16 protein-coding genes are annotated in these 14,831 nt (G+C 59.5%); 10 read left to right on the forward strand and 6 right to left on the reverse strand.

Annotated elements, in window-relative coordinates:
- Nucleotides 1–33: 33 nt before the first annotated feature.
- The 4 genes from ACA053_RS07050 (at nt 34) to ACA053_RS07065 (ending at nt 3,773) form a co-directional block, all read left to right on the forward strand.
- Nucleotides 34–1,320, forward strand: coding sequence for an MFS transporter (locus ACA053_RS07050; protein WP_497394820.1), 1,287 nt, complete (start codon nt 34–36; stop codon nt 1,318–1,320).
- Nucleotides 1,321–1,396: 76 nt separating this feature from the next.
- The gene (locus ACA053_RS07055; protein ID WP_109628458.1) at nt 1,397–2,149 is read left to right on the forward strand and encodes a 5-oxoprolinase subunit PxpA; all 753 of its coding nucleotides are present in this window, start codon (nt 1,397–1,399) and stop codon (nt 2,147–2,149) included.
- Nucleotides 2,146–2,850 carry a 5-oxoprolinase subunit PxpB gene (pxpB, locus tag ACA053_RS07060; RefSeq protein WP_497394821.1) on the forward strand — a complete coding sequence of 235 codons (705 nt, stop codon included), beginning with the start codon at nt 2,146–2,148 and terminating at the stop codon, nt 2,848–2,850. The genes ACA053_RS07055 and pxpB overlap by 4 nt, the downstream gene beginning before the upstream one ends.
- Nucleotides 2,847–3,773: a 5-oxoprolinase subunit C family protein gene (locus tag ACA053_RS07065; RefSeq protein WP_497316285.1), complete on the forward strand. Its 927-nt coding sequence runs from the start codon at nt 2,847–2,849 to the stop codon at nt 3,771–3,773. Before pxpB ends, ACA053_RS07065 begins: the two co-directional genes overlap by 4 nt.
- Nucleotides 3,774–3,890: 117 nt before the next feature.
- Here ACA053_RS07065 and ACA053_RS07070 read toward each other — a convergent pair whose 3' ends face one another.
- Both ACA053_RS07070 and ACA053_RS07075 read right to left on the reverse strand, forming a co-directional pair.
- The gene (locus ACA053_RS07070; protein ID WP_077749161.1) at nt 3,891–5,069 is read right to left on the reverse strand and encodes a vWA domain-containing protein; all 1,179 of its coding nucleotides are present in this window, start codon (nt 5,067–5,069) and stop codon (nt 3,891–3,893) included.
- A 13-nt stretch (nt 5,070–5,082) separates the two neighbouring features.
- Nucleotides 5,083–5,928: an AAA family ATPase gene (locus tag ACA053_RS07075; RefSeq protein WP_010462104.1), complete on the reverse strand. Its 846-nt coding sequence runs from the start codon at nt 5,926–5,928 to the stop codon at nt 5,083–5,085.
- A 202-nt stretch (nt 5,929–6,130) separates the two neighbouring features.
- Between ACA053_RS07075 and ACA053_RS07080 the strand changes: the two genes are divergently transcribed.
- Both ACA053_RS07080 and ACA053_RS07085 read left to right on the forward strand, forming a co-directional pair.
- A complete protein-coding gene (locus ACA053_RS07080; protein ID WP_497394822.1) occupies nt 6,131–6,361 on the forward strand; it encodes a DUF4160 domain-containing protein in 231 nt (76 codons plus the stop codon).
- Complete coding sequence (locus ACA053_RS07085) at nt 6,349–6,852, forward strand: DUF2442 domain-containing protein (RefSeq protein WP_497394823.1); 504 nt, start codon at nt 6,349–6,351, stop codon at nt 6,850–6,852. The genes ACA053_RS07080 and ACA053_RS07085 overlap by 13 nt, the downstream gene beginning before the upstream one ends.
- Here the strand turns inward: ACA053_RS07085 and ACA053_RS07090 are convergent.
- Nucleotides 6,849–7,955 (reverse strand): DUF748 domain-containing protein, encoded by a 1,107-nt coding sequence (locus ACA053_RS07090; RefSeq protein WP_497316289.1) that lies wholly within the window; start codon nt 7,953–7,955, stop codon nt 6,849–6,851. The two genes, ACA053_RS07085 and ACA053_RS07090, sit on opposite strands and share 4 nt — an antisense overlap.
- A gap of 97 nt (nt 7,956–8,052) precedes the next feature.
- On the opposite strand from ACA053_RS07090, the gene cysK reads away from it, so the two are divergent.
- From cysK to ACA053_RS07110, 4 genes are all read left to right on the forward strand, one after another.
- Nucleotides 8,053–9,027 carry a cysteine synthase A gene (cysK, locus tag ACA053_RS07095; RefSeq protein ID WP_109628464.1) on the forward strand — a complete coding sequence of 325 codons (975 nt, stop codon included), beginning with the start codon at nt 8,053–8,055 and terminating at the stop codon, nt 9,025–9,027.
- A 212-nt stretch (nt 9,028–9,239) separates the two neighbouring features.
- On the forward strand, nt 9,240–10,178 hold the full coding sequence (locus ACA053_RS07100; RefSeq protein WP_497394824.1) for an aspartyl/asparaginyl beta-hydroxylase domain-containing protein: 939 nt from the start codon (nt 9,240–9,242) through the stop codon (nt 10,176–10,178).
- Between the two features lie 180 nt (nt 10,179–10,358).
- The gene (locus tag ACA053_RS07105) at nt 10,359–10,523 is read left to right on the forward strand and encodes a hypothetical protein (protein WP_178082288.1); all 165 of its coding nucleotides are present in this window, start codon (nt 10,359–10,361) and stop codon (nt 10,521–10,523) included.
- 111 nt (nt 10,524–10,634) lie between these two features.
- On the forward strand, nt 10,635–11,498 hold the full coding sequence (locus tag ACA053_RS07110; protein WP_497394825.1) for a DMT family transporter: 864 nt from the start codon (nt 10,635–10,637) through the stop codon (nt 11,496–11,498).
- Nucleotides 11,499–11,758: 260 nt separating this feature from the next.
- Here ACA053_RS07110 and ACA053_RS07115 read toward each other — a convergent pair whose 3' ends face one another.
- The 3 genes from ACA053_RS07115 to ACA053_RS07125 form a co-directional block, all read right to left on the reverse strand.
- Nucleotides 11,759–12,700, reverse strand: a complete 942-nt coding sequence (locus ACA053_RS07115; protein ID WP_109628467.1) for a LysR family transcriptional regulator — start codon at nt 12,698–12,700, stop codon at nt 11,759–11,761.
- A 70-nt stretch (nt 12,701–12,770) separates the two neighbouring features.
- Complete coding sequence (locus ACA053_RS07120; protein WP_109628468.1) at nt 12,771–14,300, reverse strand: tripartite tricarboxylate transporter permease; 1,530 nt, start codon at nt 14,298–14,300, stop codon at nt 12,771–12,773.
- A complete protein-coding gene (locus ACA053_RS07125) occupies nt 14,297–14,830 on the reverse strand; it encodes a tripartite tricarboxylate transporter TctB family protein (RefSeq protein WP_497394826.1) in 534 nt (177 codons plus the stop codon). The genes ACA053_RS07120 and ACA053_RS07125 overlap by 4 nt, the downstream gene beginning before the upstream one ends.
- Between the last annotated feature and the right edge of the window lies 1 nt (nt 14,831).

The following is a 14,831-nucleotide window of genomic DNA, read 5'->3' on the forward strand; positions in this document are numbered from 1 at the left end:
ACAATACCAATAAAATTTGCACGGAGATTTGCCATGAGTGCGCCCGACACGCTCGACATCCCCAAAGCCACGCCTCGCCCGGGACCTTTCGACTGGTACCGCAACATCAATCAGCAGGAACGCCGCACCTTCTGGAGCTGCAAGATCGGCTATGGCCTGGACGGCATGGACACCCAAATGCTCAGCTTCGTGGTACCGACCCTGATTGCAATGTGGGGCATCACCACCGGCGAGGCCGGGCTGATTCATACCAGCACGCTCATTGCCTCGGCCATCGGCGGTTGGGTGGCGGGAATTCTGTCGGACCGCATCGGCCGTGTGCGCACCCTGCAACTGACGGTGCTGTGGTTCGCTTTTTTCACCTTCCTCTGCGGCTTCGCGCAAAACTACGAGCAACTGCTGATCAGCCGCACTTTGATGGGCTTCGGTTTTGGCGGTGAGTGGACTGCCGGCGCGGTGCTGATGGGCGAGGTGATTCGCGCCAAGGACCGCGGTAAAGCGGTGGGCATGGTGCAATCGGGCTGGGCGCTGGGTTGGGGGCTGACGGCGATTCTCTATGCGCTGCTGTTCTCGGTATTGCCGCCGGAAGATGCCTGGCGCGCTCTGTTCATCCTCGGCATCGTGCCGGCCATCTTCGTGATTTTCGTCCGCCGCCTGGTGAAGGACCCGGAAATCTACCGGGAAGCCAAGGCCAAGCAGGAGCCCGGCAACGCCGCGAAGTTCTACGAGATTTTTGCCCCCGGCATCCTCTTCACCACGATTCGCGCGTCGGTGCTGACCACCGGTGCACTGGGCGGTTACTACGCGATCACGTCCTGGCTACCGACTTTTCTGAAGAACGAACGCGGTTTGAGCGTACTCGGCACGGGCGGTTATCTGGCGATGGTGATCGTCGGTTCCTACGTCGGCTACGTGATCAGCGCGTATTTGACTGACATCCTCGGCCGCAAAAAGAACTTCATCCTGTTTGCCGTCGGCTCGTTCACCATCGTGCTGCTTTACACCCAATTGCCCGTCAGTAATGGCGTGATGCTGTGGCTGGGCTTCCCGCTGGGCTTCTTCGCCTCGGGGATTTTCAGTGGCATGGGCGCGTTTCTGACTGAACTGTTTCCGACGCGGATTCGCGGTTCAGGGCAGGGCTTTTGCTACAACATCGGTCGTGCCTTGGCGGCATTGTTCCCGCTGCTGATCGGTTTGTTGAGTCAGACGGTGCCGTTGAGCGTAGGCATCGGGGCGTTTGCGGCGGTGTCCTACGGCGTGGTGATTCTTGCGGCGTTGAGCCTGCCGGAAACCCGTGGCAAACAACTCGACGCCCAATAACAAAACGCCAGCAACTGATAATCTGCAGGCAACTGCCCCGCAGTAAAAAAAGAATATGCCTACAGGAGTGTTCACCGTGAGCCGCCTGCTATTGAACTGCGACATCGGCGAGAGTTTCGGCAACTGGACCATGGGTCTGGACGCCGAGGTCATGCCCTTCATCGATTGCGCCAACATCGCCTGCGGCTTCCATGCCGGCGACCCGAGCATCATGCGCAAGACCGTCAGCCTGGCCCTGAGCAACGGCGTACAGATCGGCGCGCACCCGGCCTATCAGGATCTGGTCGGTTTCGGCCGACGCTCCATGGCCTACGCCGCCCAGGAACTTCAGGACATCCTGCATTACCAGATCGGTGCCCTCGACGGCGTTTGCCGGGCCCAGGGCGGGCGCGTCAGTTACGTCAAACCTCATGGCGCGATGTACAACGACATGATGGCCAATCCGGCGCAATTGCGTGCCGTGCTTCAGGCCGTGGCGGCCTATGACCGGACCTTGCCGCTTATGTTGATGGCCACGCGCGACAACAGCGCCGCCCAGCGACTGGGCGATGAGTACGGCGTGACCCTGTGGTTCGAAGCCTTCGCCGATCGCGCCTACGACAGTGCCGGCATGCTGGTTTCGCGGCAGCTGCCGGGGGCGGTGCACCACGATCCCGAAAGAATTATCGAGCAGGCGCTGACCATCGCCCGTGGCGACACCCTCACCGCCAGCGACGGCAGCGCCTTGCACTTGCAGGCCAATACCCTTTGCGTCCACGGCGACAACGCCAGTTCGGTGGCAGCCGTGCGCCGGATTCGCGAAGCCCTTGATCAGCAGAGCGCACCATGAAACCGCGGGTTGAGGTGGTAGCGCTGGATTGCCTGATGGTGCGTCTCTTTGATGAAATCAGCGAAGCCAATATGCCGTGGATGCTCGCGGCCAGCGAAAACCTGCGCACTGCGTTCGCCGGGCATCTGATCGATCTGGTGCCGTCGTACACGACGTTGATGGTGCATTACGATCTGACGGCGTTGAGTCCGGCTCAGGCCCGGGAACTGATCGCCGAAGCGCTGATCGACCTGTCGCCCAACGCGAGCACCGGCGGTCAATGCCATGTGCTGCCGGTCTGGTATGACTTGAGCGTCGGACCGGAGTTGAGCCTGTTGTCGCAACGCAGCGGGTTGTCGGTGGAGGACGTGATCCGCCGTCACAGCGAGCGCGAGTATCAGGTATTCGCCTTGGGGTTCGCGCCGGGGTTTGCCTTCATGGGGCTGGTGGAGGAAGTGCTCGCCGCGCCGCGCCTGAATACGCCGCGCAAAAAAGTGGCTGCCGGCAGTGTCGGCATCGCCGAGCGGCAAACCGCCGCTTACCCGGTGGTTTCCCCCGGTGGCTGGAACCTGATCGGTCGCACGCCGGCCAAGCTGTTCGACCGCGACCGTGACGGCTACAGCCTGATGCAACCGGGCGATACCGTGCGCTTTGAAGCGGTCAGCCATGCCGAATTCATCAACCTGGGCGGCGACGACACGCCACTGGAGGCCCAGGCATGAGCCGTCTACTGATTGAAGCGAGTACGCCGTTGTGCCTGTTGCAGGACGCCGGCCGTTTCGGCGTGCGGCATCTGGGCGTGACCCAGGGTGGCGGGCTGGATTGGCGCTCGATGTCGTGGGCCAACTGGTTGCTGGGCAATCGGCTGGATGCGCCGGTGATTGAAATCACCCTCGGCGGCTTCAGCGTGGTGGCCGAGGAAGATTGCGTGTTGGCGCTGGCCGGGGCGGACCTGGGCGCGCAAGTGAATGGCGAGGCACTGGCGCCGTGGCGCAGTTTTCGGCTGAACAAAGGCCAGCGATTGCAGTTCACTCAGCCGCTGCTCGGGGCACGGGCTTATCTGGCGGCACCCGGCGGGTTCGACGCGCCGAAGGTGTTGGGCAGCAGCGCGACAGTGGTCCGTGAAGAACTCGGCGGTCTGGATGGTATGGGCCGGCCTTTGGCCAAAGACGCTTCGTTGAGCTATGGCGGGAGTGCGCTGATATTGCTGCGGGAGTTGCCGGCAGAACATCGGCCGGACTTCAACGTCGATTCGCCACTGGATGTGGTCCTCGGCGCGCAGATTGGTGAGTTCAGCGGACAAAGTCTGTTCGATGCGTTCAACAGCGTCTGGACCCTCGACAGCCGCGCCGATCGCATGGGCATTCGCTTGCTGGGAACGGCGTTGCAGTACCAGGGCAATCCGATGATTTCCGAAGGTATCCCGCTGGGGGCGATCCAGGTGCCGCCGGACGGACAGCCGATTGTGTTGCTCAATGACCGGCAGACCATTGGTGGTTATCCGCGACTGGGGGCGTTGACGCCGTTGGCGTTGGCGCGGCTGGCGCAATGTTTGCCGGGGGCGAAAGTGCGGTTGCGGCCGGTGGTGCAGGATGTCGCGCATCGGCAACAGGTCGAATATTTGCGGCGGTTTTCAGGTCGCTAAAAGCATCGCGGGCAAGCCCGCTCCCACAGGGGGAAATGGTGTTCACAAAATGTGTGAACACCTCCAATCCTGTGGGAGCGGGCTTGCCCGCGATGGCGTCAGTACAGGCAACCGAGATTACTTGGACAGAAACCGCATCCCTTCCTCCAGCCCGCGCAACGTCAGCGGATACATCTGGTCGTCAATCAAGTCCCGCACAATATTGGTCGACGACGTATAGCCCCACGTATCTTTCGGATACGGGTTGATCCAGATGACCTTCTTGTACTTCTCCATGAACCGCTGCATCCACACATAACCGGCTTCTTCGTTCCAGTGCTCGACGCTGCCGCCGGCCTGGGTGATTTCATAAGGCGCCATCGCAGCATCGCCAATGAAGATCACTTTGTAGTCGGCACCGTACTTGTGCAGCAGGTCCTGGGTCGAAGTTCGCTCGGAAGTGCGGCGCATGTTGTTCTTCCACACCGATTCATAAATGAAGTTGTGGAAGTAGAAGTACTCCAGGTGCTTGAACTCGGTCTTGCAGGCCGAGAACAACTCCTCGCAAATCTTCACGTGCGCGTCCATCGAGCCGCCGATGTCGAACAGCAGCAGCAACTTGACGGTGTTACGCCGCTCCGGCCGCATCTGGATATTCAGCAGGCCGGCATCGCGTGCGGTGTGGTCGATGGTGCCATCGATGTCGAGCTCTTCCGCCGCACCCTGACGGGCGAACTTGCGCAAGCGGCGCAGGGCAACCTTGATGTTGCGCGTGCCCAGTTCCACCGAATCGTCGAGGTTCTTGTACTCGCGCTGATCCCACACCTTGACCGCTTTGCCCTGGCGCTTGCCGGCATCGCCGACCCGAATGCCTTCCGGGTTGAAACCGCCGGAGCCAAAGGGGCTGGTGCCGCCGGTGCCGATCCATTTGTTGCCGCCGGCGTGGCGTTCTTTCTGTTCTTCGAGGCGTTTCTTGAACTCTTCGATCAGCTTGTCCAGGCCGCCGAGGGACTGGATCGCGGCCCGTTCTTCTTCGGTCAGGGAACGCTCGAATTCCTTGCGCAGCCAGTCTTCGGGAATCAACGCCTGAAGGTGATCGTCGAGTTTTTCCAGGCCATTGAAGTAGGCGCCGAACGCACGGTCGAACTTGTCGAAATGCCGTTCGTCCTTCACCAGAATCGCCCGGGACAAGTAATAGAACTCGTCCATGTCGGCGAAGGTCACGCGCTGTTTCAGCGCGTTGATCAGGTCCAGCAGCTCGCGCACCGATACCGGCACCTTGGCTGCGCGCATTTCATTGAACAGGTTGAGCAGCATGGCGATCAGCCTCTTAGCGGGTGCCGCGACGGCTCATGAACGCCAGGCGCTCAAGCAATTGAACATCCTGTTCGTTCTTCACCAGGGCGCCTGCCAATGGTGGAATCGCTTTGGTCGGATCGCGTTCGCGCAATACCGCTTCGCCGATGTTGTCGGCCATCAACAGCTTCAGCCAGTCCACCAGTTCCGAGGTCGATGGCTTTTTCTTCAGGCCCGGGACCTTGCGCACATCGAAGAACACGTCCAGCGCTTCGCTGACCAGGTCTTTCTTGATGTTCGGGTAGTGCACGTCGACGATCTTTTGCAGGGTCACGCGATCCGGGAAGGCGATGTAGTGGAAGAAGCAGCGGCGCAGGAAAGCGTCCGGCAGCTCTTTCTCGTTGTTGGAAGTAATGATGATGATCGGGCGTTTCTTGGCCTTGATGGTCTCGTCGATCTCGTAGACGTAGAACTCCATCTTGTCGAGTTCTTGCAGCAGGTCGTTCGGGAACTCGATGTCAGCCTTGTCGATTTCGTCGATCAGCAGGATCACCCGCTCTTCAGACTCGAACGCTTCCCAGAGCTTGCCCTTTTTCAGGTAGTTGCGAACGTCGTGGACCTTTTCCGTGCCCAGCTGCGAGTCACGCAGGCGGCTGACCGCGTCGTACTCGTACAGGCCCTGATGCGCCTTGGTCGTGGACTTGATGTGCCAGGTGATCAGCTTGGCGCCGAAGGACTCGGCCAGTTGCTCGGCGAGCATGGTTTTGCCGGTACCCGGTTCGCCCTTGACCAGCAGTGGACGCTCCAGGGTAATGGCGGCGTTGACCGCCAGCTTCAGGTCATCGGTGGCGACGTAGGCCTGGGTGCCTTCGAACTTCATCTGCTAATCCTCGAACGGTAACGCCGACCTGAACGAGGCAGGGCGGGGCGCAATAATTGTAGTACCCGACTATAACGCGCAGGCCGGTCGACTGTGAACGCAGACGACTTATTCAGTCTCTGAATGGAGCGTCACATCTTGACTCAGTCTCGGCCGCTGGCCAGTATTGAGCTATCGCCATTCTGGCGATAGCTTGCCCGGCATGTCTACTAAATACCCATTTCGCGATACGTACCGCATTCAGTTGCGCGAGAAGGATCATCCGCCGCCCCATGTTCACCTGACAGGAGGAGGGCTCGATGTGATGCTGAGCCTGGAAACCATCGAAGTGATGGTCGGTAAGGCGCCGCCACTGATTATCAAGGAAGCGCTGGAGTGGGTCAGGGCCCATCAGGCGCAATTGCTGGAGGACTGGAAACGATGTTACCCATGAAACGACCACGGCTGTCGGCTGTGCAGGCGTTGCCGGATTACCGCTTGGCGCTGACCTTTATCGACGGTCAGCAGCTGACCCTTGATTTGAGTCGCGACCTGCACGCCTATCCAGGGTTGCAGCCGTTGCTGGAGGCTGGGGCATTCGAACGTGCACTATCGGGTGATGATGGCTGGAGCGTCGAGTGGCCCGAGCAGGACATCCAGATCGGCGCCGACACCCTGTATCTGGATGCCCTCGCGCAAAATGCCTTGGACGAAAACACCCGGATCTTCATCGACTGGCGCGCTCGTAACGGGCTACCGCTCAATCAGGCGGCTGAGGCGCTGGGTGTCAGTGCACGAAGCATCACCCGATACAGCAGCGGCCGCGAAGCAGTGCCTCGATCATTGGCGCTGGCCTGTCTGGGCTGGGACTTCCTGCAGCAGCAATCGAACCCGGCACGGGCAGCCGAAGAGACCGGTCGCTACACCGTGACGCGCAAACCTTAACCCGCTTCCGGCTTCGGCCTCTCATACCGGGCATTGAAGGCCTGGACAAAACCATTGCGCAAAATCTGCAAAAACGCCTGGAACGCGCTGATATCTTGTCGATGCACGTTGCCGCTCAGTTCGACGCGTGTCGCGAACTGGTTCTTGCCCTGATTCTTGAGCACGGTTTCGGAGCCGCCGACAATGGCCTCCCAGATGGAGCGGAAAAGCCCTTTGTCCTTGTTTTCCACGTCTTGCTGCCAGTTGAAGACGTCGACGTCCTTCAGCAGCGGTTTGATGTAGCCGGTCAGTTTGGCCTTCTTGGCCTGCGCTTCGATCACTACATCGCCGTGACCGGCATTGAAGTCGAACTTGCCGTAGGCCGAGGCAAAGTCGTTCATGCGTTTGAGCTCAATGTCCCTGGCCCTCAGGCGGAATTCGAAGTCCTCAAAGTTGCTTAACGGATCGAAGGTTGCCGTTGTTTCCAGTGGTGCGTGTCCCAGCAACAGCGCCTTGCCTTCAAAACGGGCGTCGCGCTTGCCTTCGGTGTCGACCACGTTGGTCAGGTTGTAGAGGCTGGCGTTGACCTGGGTGGCGTTCATGTTGACGGGGGGCTTGGAATTGAAGTTTCGAAAGCTGATCTTGCCGTCGTAGATGCGTATTTCGTTAAAGGTGAACGGCGCCAGTTTGCTTAATTGTTCGCGCCAGTCGGTGCCTTGACCGGTCTGGGAGTTTTGTTTGTTGGCGCCGCCGTCGACGAAGTTCACCTCGGGGTTGAAGAACTGCACCTCGGCCACTACAGCGCGGTCGGACCAGAGTGAGTGCCAACTGACAGAAAGGTCGATCAGCGGCGCATTGACGAACGGCACCGGGACCTTGCCGTCGACCTTGACGATTTTCAGTCCGTTGATCTTGTAGGCACCGCGCCACAGGGCCAGGTCCACATCGGTCACCTGGCCCCGGTAATCGCCCATGTCGGCCAACTTGTCGTTCAGGTAGTCGCGCACCAGGTAGGGCAGGGCGATGTGCAGGGCAATCAACAGCACAACGAGGCCGGCGAGGGTCCACAGGGGCCAACTGTATCGACGTTTCATGACGGCAAATCTCTGGCGATGTAAAGCCATTGACTGCGGTGGTCAGCGGACGTTCGACCTGACTGGACGACCACCGGCAACAGGCATACCTTTGGGAGCTTATTCAACGCTGTACAAGGACCCAGCCATGAGCCGTATTTACGCTGACAACGCCCATTCCATCGGCAATACGCCGTTGGTGCAGATCAACCGCATTGCCCCGCGCGGTGTGACCATCCTGGCCAAGATCGAAGGGCGCAACCCGGGTTATTCGGTCAAGTGCCGGATCGGCGCGAGCATGATCTGGGACGCCGAAAGCTCCGGCAAACTCAAGCCTGGCATGACCATCATCGAACCGACGTCGGGCAATACCGGTATTGGCCTGGCGTTTGTTGCCGCGGCCCGTGGTTACAAATTGATGCTGACCATGCCGGCGTCGATGAGCATCGAACGACGCAAGGTCCTCAAGGCACTGGGCGCCGAACTGGTCCTGACTGAACCGGCCAAGGGCATGAAGGGCGCGATCGAGAAGGCGGCCGAAATCCTCGCCAGCGACCCGGCCAAATATTTCATGCCGGCGCAGTTCGACAACCCGGCCAACCCGGCCATTCACGAGAAAACCACCGGCCCGGAAATCTGGAACGATACCGACGGTGCGGTCGATGTGCTGGTGGCAGGCGTTGGAACAGGCGGAACCATTACCGGTGTTTCGCGGTATATCAAGAATACCCAGGGCAAACCGATTATCTCGGTGGCGGTGGAGCCGGTGGTGTCACCTGTGATTACCCAGGCGATTGCCGGTGAAGAGATCAAGCCGAGCCCGCACAAGATCCAGGGGATCGGTGCCGGTTTTGTTCCGAAGAATCTGGATTTGTCGATCGTCGATCGGGTTGAGTTGGTCAGTGACGAAGAATCCAAGGCCATGGCCCTGCGCCTGATGCAGGAAGAAGGGATCTTGTGCGGTATTTCCTGTGGCGCCGCGATGGCAGTGGCAGTGCGTCTGGCCGAAACACCGGAAATGCAGGGCAAGACCATCGTGGTGATTCTGCCGGATTCCGGCGAGCGCTACCTGTCGAGCATGCTGTTCAGCGATCTGTTCACCGAGCAGGAGAATCAGCAGTAAGCACTGAAAACGATTTTTCCTTTTGCTGAGAGGGCTGATTCAGGTCAGCCCCCGTTCAGGAACCTTATGTTAATAAGTGCTTTATTGCACAAACCTTAATACTGAATGTCGAGTTTTGCGGGTTTTTCCCGAGGCCGGTAATGTTTATCATGGCCGGCTGCCACGTCGGGTAAATGGCGTTGTGCAAAGAGCCTAATCTCAAGGAGCCGTAGATGACCTTTTCCTTTGCCGCGAAAGCGTCAGTGTTGCTGCTATTCCTGGGCAGCACCCTCTATGTGCATATGCGCGGCAAGGCGCGATTACCGGTTCTGCGCCAGTTCGTTAACCACTCGGCCCTGTTTGCGCCATACAACGCCTTGATGTACCTGTTCTCCAGCGTGCCATCCAAACCCTATCTGGACCGCAGCAAATTCCCGGAACTTGATGTGCTCAAGGACAACTGGGAAGTTATCCGCGACGAAGCCATGCACCTGTTCGACGAGGGTTACATCTGCGCCGCCGAAAAGAACAACGATGCCGGTTTCGGCTCGTTTTTCAAGAAAGGCTGGAAACGTTTCTACCTCAAGTGGTACGACAAACCCCTGCCATCGGCTGAAACCCTGTGCCCGAAAACAGTGGCGCTGCTCAGCAGTATTCCCAACGTAAAAGGTGCGATGTTTGCGTTGCTGCCGGGCGGCAGCCACCTCAACCCGCACCGCGACCCGTTTGCCGGTTCCCTGCGTTATCACCTGGGGCTGTCGACGCCGAACTCCGATGACTGCCGCATCTTCGTCGACGGTCAGGTATACGCCTGGCGTGATGGCGAGGACGTAATGTTCGATGAGACCTACGTGCATTGGGTCAAGAACGAAACCGAGAAAACCCGGGTCATTCTGTTCTGTGACATCGAACGACCGCTGAGCAACCGCATCATGACCCGTATCAACCGCGGGATCAGCGGCCTGCTCGGTCGCGCCACCGCGCCTCAGAATCTTGATGATGAGCGAGTCGGCGGGATCAACCAGGCGTATGCCTGGAGCAAGAACTCCAGCGACAAAGTCAGCGGCGTGGTCAAACGCTGGAAGCGTCGCAACCCCAAGGCATACCGCGTGCTGCGGCCGGTGCTGGCGGTGGTGGTGTTGACGTTGTTGGGGTATTGGTTGTTTGGGTGACTGGATGTAATAGAAAACCGCTCCTAATGAGCGGTTTTTTTATGAGGAAAATTAAACGATGCGCCGCGACGAGGTGTCTTTATTGGCCCTTTGTCCAAGTCATTGCAATCCATGTCCGACGCTGGTTATAGTCGGCGCTCGCCTGCTCTCCCAAGCACGGCCCCAAAAAAAGATCAGCCCATGCCAGCTTCCCTCATCAACGCGGTAGTCGATTCAGCGGTCAACGCTGGCGTCGTGCCGTGCGGGATTCAGCAGCCTGCGCAGATCAGTCATTACCCCCCACCTGTCAGTAGCACGCCGGTGTGCGCAGTCGTATCACCGCCGGGCGTTGGCTTTTCGGGCTGATCAGCTTCTTTTTGCTGTTCCCATGCCCGTCTAAAAAGTTTTCGCCTGAAAAACTACTGAATTTCAGCTTCGGCTGACTTGGCTTTTTTTGCCTGACTACAGGTGGTATTCATGTTTGTCCTTTCGAAAAAAACCGCGCTCGCGGCGGCGTCCACGAGCCTGTTCGTTCTGCTGTGGAGCAGCGGGGCGATCTTCTCCAAATGGGGCCTGGCCCACGCATCACCCTTTGCCTTTCTGCTGATTCGCTTTGTCATCGCCTTTTGCGGATTGATGCTGTTGGTGCCTTTGCTCAAGCTGAAAATGCCCAAGGGCGGCAAGCCGATGGTGTATGCGATGGCCACGGGCGTGGTGTTGCTGGGGGCGTATCAGATTTTTTATCTGCTGGCCCTGGACCTGAAAGTCACCCCGGGCGTGATGGCGACAATCATGGGGGTGCAGCCGATTCTCACGGTGGTGATCATGGAACGGCAGCGCTCAGCCAGCCGAATGTTCGGTCTGGCGCTGGGTCTGGCCGGGTTGATCATGGTGGTTTACCAGGGCATCGGTCTGGCCGGTATGTCACTGGCCGGGATGCTGTTCGGTTTGCTGGCGCTGGCGAGCATGACGTTCGGCTCAATCATGCAGAAGCGCATCACCGATAACCCACTCGGCACGCTGCCGGTGCAGTACCTGGCGGGGCTGTTGCTCTGCGGGATCTTTGTGCCGTTCCAGCCGTTTCATTTCGAACACAGCAGCGGGTTTTTCGTGCCGGTGTTGTGGATGGGGTTGGTGGTGTCGGTGCTGGCAACCTTGTTGCTGTACCGCTTGATCGCTCGCGGCAATCTGGTGAATGTCACCAGTCTGTTTTACTTGGTGCCAGCGGTGACGGCAGTGATGGACTACCTGATTTTTGGCAATCGGCTGGCGGCATTGAGCATGCTTGGGATGGTGTTGATTATTGTTGGTTTGGTGTTTGTATTCCGTAAGACAGGGTAGGAACGGGGCGGGGGCATATCCGTTTCTTTGGTTATGGCGGCTGTTGGTTCCGCCCTTACGGCGGGTCACTTTGGAAAAGCCCCAAAGTAACCAAAGGGCTCTTGCCCCTGACGTTCGGTGCCGAGCCACAGCGAGGCACCGTACGTCAGGGGCGAAAGCGTTTGGTTACTTTGCGCTTTTCAAAGTCACCCGCCGTAAGGGCGGAACCAATAGCCGCCGTTACCCAAAAAACGGATATGTACCCCAACCAAAAAAACCTGTTATTTGCTCAGCGCATGCTCGGCCCGCACCGAATTCATGAACGCCTGCATCGCCGACGATTGAATCCGGTGACGCCGGGTGATCAGCCCATACGGCGGCAGTCGTGCCTCGAACTTGATCGGCAACACCGCCAGCAAATCACGCCCCGGATAATCCTCCACCACCGACACCGGCGTGACGCCGAGCATGTCGGTCTGCTGGATCAATGACAGTAAGGTCATGATCGAGGTGGTTTCGACGATGCTGCTCGGAATATCGACCCGCGCATTGTGGAATACCTGATTGATGATCGCGCGCATCGGGCTCGGTTGCTGTTGCAGCACCCAGGTCATGTTCTGCAACTCTGCCCAGCTCAGGTTTTTCTCCTTCGCCAACGGGTTCTGTGCACCGGATATGACGCACAAGGCTTCTTCGCCGAGGCTGTCGAACAGCAACTCCTCGGCGCGCGCGCCTACCGGAATCCGGCCCAAAACGATGTCCAGTTGATCCTGCAACAGTGCTTGCACCAGCACGTCACTGGTGTCGACCTGAATGCTCATGGACAAGCGCGGATGGCTCTGTTTCAAGGTCGCGATGGTGCGGGTCAACAGCCCCGAGGCCAACGCCGGAATCGCACCGACCGCGACCCGGCCAAGGTTGCCGGATTCGAGCGCGACCAGTTCTTCACGCATGCCGCTGAGTTCAGCAAACACCATGCGCGCGTAGTAGATGACGGTTTCCCCGAACGGGGTGGAGCGCATGCCTCGAGGCAGGCGTTCGAAAAGCTCGACGCCGAGCAAATCCTCGGCTTCGTGCAGCATCTTGGTGGCTGCCGGCTGGGTCATGCCGATGTGGTCGGCGGCGCGGCGCAACGAGCCGAATTCCTGTAATGCCAGCATCAGCCGCAGTTGGCGCAGACGCAGTCGGCTGTGGATCACATTGGCAGCAGGAATTCGGGTCATGTGGCCGTGCTCGCAATAAGGACTGCGGCAAGCCTGACAACAAATGTCAGGCGTTGCCAGTATTGCCGTGTCACAGCACCGATTTAGGCTTGGCGACCTGAGGTTTGCGCAGGCCCGTCAGGGTTCCCAGCGCCTTGGAAATCAACGGCCAGAACAGCATCAGCAGCGCCGCCGTAGTCAGGCTGCCCACCAACGGATTGGACCAGAAGATCCCCAAGTGCCCATCGGAGAACAGCATCGACTGACGGAACGCATCTTCCGCCTTGTCGCCCAGTACCGCCGCCAACACCAGCGGCGCGATCGGGTAACCGAGTTTCTTGAACAGGTAACCCAGCGCGCCGAAGCCGAGCATCAACACCACGTCGACGAACGAGTTGTGCACCGAATAGGCACCGATGGCGCAGACCATGATGATGATCGGCGCAATGATCGAGAACGGAATGCGCAGGATCGAAGCGAACAGCGGCACGGTGGCCAGCACCACGATCAGGCTCACCACGTTGCCGAGGTACATGCTGGCGATCAGGCCCCAGACGAAATCGTGCTGCTCGACGAACAACGTCGGGCCAGGATGCAGGCCCCAGATCATCAAGCCACCGAGCATCACCGCTGCCGTCGCCGAACCCGGAATCCCGAGGGTCAGCATCGGCAGCAGAGCGCTGGTACCGGCGGCGTGGTCAGCGGTTTCCGGGGCGATCACACCTTCGAGTTCGCCCTTGCCGAAGTTCTCGCGGTTCTTCGAGAAGCGTCGCGCCAGGCTGTAGCTCATGAACGAGGCAGCGGTGGGGCCGCCAGGCGTGATGCCCATCCAGCAACCGACCAACGTGCTGCGCACAATCGTCCACCAGTAGCGGGGCAACTTGGCCCAGGTGCGCAGGATGATCATCGGCGTAATGCGCGCATGCTCGCCGCGAAACACCAGGCCTTCCTCGACGGTGCAGAGGATTTCGCCGATGCCAAACAAGCCGATCACTGCCACCTCGAAGCTGATGCCCGTCATCAACGCCGGCTGGTCGAACGTCAGGCGCAAGTTGCCAGACACGGTGTCCATGCCCACGGCAGCCATGGCGAAGCCGATCATCATCGCAACCACGGTTTTCAGCGGCGGGTTCTTGCTCATGCCAATGAAGGTGCAGAACGCCAACAGGTACACCGCGAAGAACTCCGGTGAACTGAACGACATGGCAAACGCGGCGATCTTGGTCGACAGGAACGTCAGCAACAACACCCCGGCCAGGGCGCCGATCAGTGCCGAGCTGAACGCTGCGGTCAGGGCTTCGGCGGCGCGACCTTCGCGGGCCATCGGGTAGCCGTCGAACGTGGTCGCCACCGATGAGGGCTCACCGGGGATGTTGAACAGAATCGAGGTGATCGAGCCGCCGAACAGGGCGCCCCAATACATGCACGACAGCAAAATGATTGCCGACACCGGCGACATGGTGAAGGTCAGTGGCAGCAGCAACGCCACGCCATTGGGAGCGCCGAGGCCGGGCAATACGCCGACCAGAATGCCCAGCAGCACGCCGATCACCATCAGGCCGATGTGGCCCGGGGTCAGGATCAGATTCATGCCTTGCAGCAGGGAATCGAATTCGCTCATTTGAAACTTCTCCCGGCCAGGCTAATCCAGTCGCCCATCGGGCCGGCATCCAGCGGGACCTTGAACCACAGCGCGAAAATCAGGTAGCTGGCGAGCACTGCGCCGAGGGACACGGTGCCGATCATCAACTTGCCATAGGGTTTGACGCGCACCTTGTCACGCCACATGAACCAGGCGATGAAACAGGCCGAGGCCACGTAAATGCCGGTGAACGGCATGGCGCCGACGAACAGCGCAATCGGGATGAACACCGACAGCACTTGCTTGAATGCACTGCGGCTCACGAATGTAATGCTCAGGGCCTGCCAGCGCACCACGGTCAACACGCCGTTGCCCACGCTCGCGGCGCTCAACAGCAAGCCGATGTAGAAGGGGAAGTAACCCGGCTCAGGGCCGGAATCGCCCCAGCCGATACCTTGTTCGAGACTGCCGTACATCACCACCGCGCCGATCAGCGTAGTGAAGAATGTCAGGCCGAGCTCGACCCAGCGGGTACCGACCAGCGCCGATGAATCCGAAGAATGGGACATG

The organism is Pseudomonas sp. LBUM1672 (genome assembly GCF_059695655.1).

Excerpts from the sequence above, each read along its gene's own strand:
- ACA053_RS07065 (WP_497316285.1), top strand. The coding sequence starts at position 2,847 with ATGAGCCGTCTACTGATTGAAGCGAGTACGCCGTTGTGCCTGTTGCAG.
- ACA053_RS07080 (WP_497394822.1), top strand. The coding sequence starts at position 6,131 with ATGTCTACTAAATACCCATTTCGCGATACGTACCGCATTCAGTTGCGC.
- cysK (WP_109628464.1), top strand. The coding sequence starts at position 8,053 with ATGAGCCGTATTTACGCTGACAACGCCCATTCCATCGGCAATACGCCG.
- ACA053_RS07110 (WP_497394825.1), top strand. The coding sequence starts at position 10,635 with ATGTTTGTCCTTTCGAAAAAAACCGCGCTCGCGGCGGCGTCCACGAGC.
- ACA053_RS07125 (WP_497394826.1), bottom strand. The coding sequence starts at position 14,830 with ATGTCCCATTCTTCGGATTCATCGGCGCTGGTCGGTACCCGCTGGGTC.
- ACA053_RS07105 (WP_178082288.1), top strand. The coding sequence starts at position 10,359 with ATGCCAGCTTCCCTCATCAACGCGGTAGTCGATTCAGCGGTCAACGCT.
- ACA053_RS07085 (WP_497394823.1), top strand. The coding sequence starts at position 6,349 with ATGTTACCCATGAAACGACCACGGCTGTCGGCTGTGCAGGCGTTGCCG.
- ACA053_RS07100 (WP_497394824.1), top strand. The coding sequence starts at position 9,240 with ATGACCTTTTCCTTTGCCGCGAAAGCGTCAGTGTTGCTGCTATTCCTG.
- ACA053_RS07115 (WP_109628467.1), bottom strand. The coding sequence starts at position 12,700 with ATGACCCGAATTCCTGCTGCCAATGTGATCCACAGCCGACTGCGTCTG.
- ACA053_RS07070 (WP_077749161.1), bottom strand. The coding sequence starts at position 5,069 with ATGCTGCTCAACCTGTTCAATGAAATGCGCGCAGCCAAGGTGCCGGTA.
- ACA053_RS07075 (WP_010462104.1), bottom strand. The coding sequence starts at position 5,928 with ATGAAGTTCGAAGGCACCCAGGCCTACGTCGCCACCGATGACCTGAAG.
- ACA053_RS07120 (WP_109628468.1), bottom strand. The coding sequence starts at position 14,300 with ATGAGCGAATTCGATTCCCTGCTGCAAGGCATGAATCTGATCCTGACC.
- ACA053_RS07090 (WP_497316289.1), bottom strand. The coding sequence starts at position 7,955 with ATGGCTTTACATCGCCAGAGATTTGCCGTCATGAAACGTCGATACAGT.
- pxpB (WP_497394821.1), top strand. The coding sequence starts at position 2,146 with ATGAAACCGCGGGTTGAGGTGGTAGCGCTGGATTGCCTGATGGTGCGT.
- ACA053_RS07050 (WP_497394820.1), top strand. The coding sequence starts at position 34 with ATGAGTGCGCCCGACACGCTCGACATCCCCAAAGCCACGCCTCGCCCG.